Source organism: Sphingomonas sp. Leaf38 (assembly GCF_001421825.1).
Lineage (GTDB): Bacteria > Pseudomonadota > Alphaproteobacteria > Sphingomonadales > Sphingomonadaceae > Sphingomonas.
Genome location: NZ_LMLD01000014.1, coordinates 744 through 1,242, shown reverse-complemented (window position 1 = coordinate 1,242; position 499 = coordinate 744). Strand labels below are relative to the sequence as shown.

The following is a 499-nucleotide window of genomic DNA, read 5'->3' as shown; positions in this document are numbered from 1 at the left end:
TGCCGATCACCGGATCGAGGTCAGCGGGATGAGCATGGAAAGACGCTCCTTCTCGGTGGAGGAGTTGAAGAGCGCGTTGGCCACGCGGACGGTGACGGCAGTTCTCCAGTGCGCCGGCAACCGGCGCACGGATCTTCAGCAGTTCGCAAAAACGTCCGGCGACCCGTGGGACGTGGGCGCGATCGGCAATGCGGAGTGGACCGGCGTACGACTGTCCGACGTACTGGATGCCGTCGGTGCGCCGGATGCGTCCGACCTGTTCGTGGCGTTCACCGGAGCGGACGAGGTGGACGTCGAAGGCGAGGAAGCATTGTTCGGGGTCTCGATCGCCATGGACAAGGCGCGGCAACCCGACGTCCTCATTGCCTGGGCGATGAACGGCGAGCCGCTGACGCCCGAACACGGCGCACCGATCCGCATGGTGGTGCCGGGCTATGCCGGGGTGCGGAGCGCCAAATGGCTGACACGGATCGAGGTGCGCGAGACGCCATCCGACGCA

The 499-nt window shown here is 66.3% G+C and carries 1 protein-coding gene; it reads left to right on the top strand.

All coding sequences use genetic code 11. From position 1 onward, the window contains the following. On the top strand, positions 1-499 hold a 499-nt coding region (locus ASE88_RS18525; protein ID WP_156357092.1), incomplete at both ends, for a molybdopterin-dependent oxidoreductase.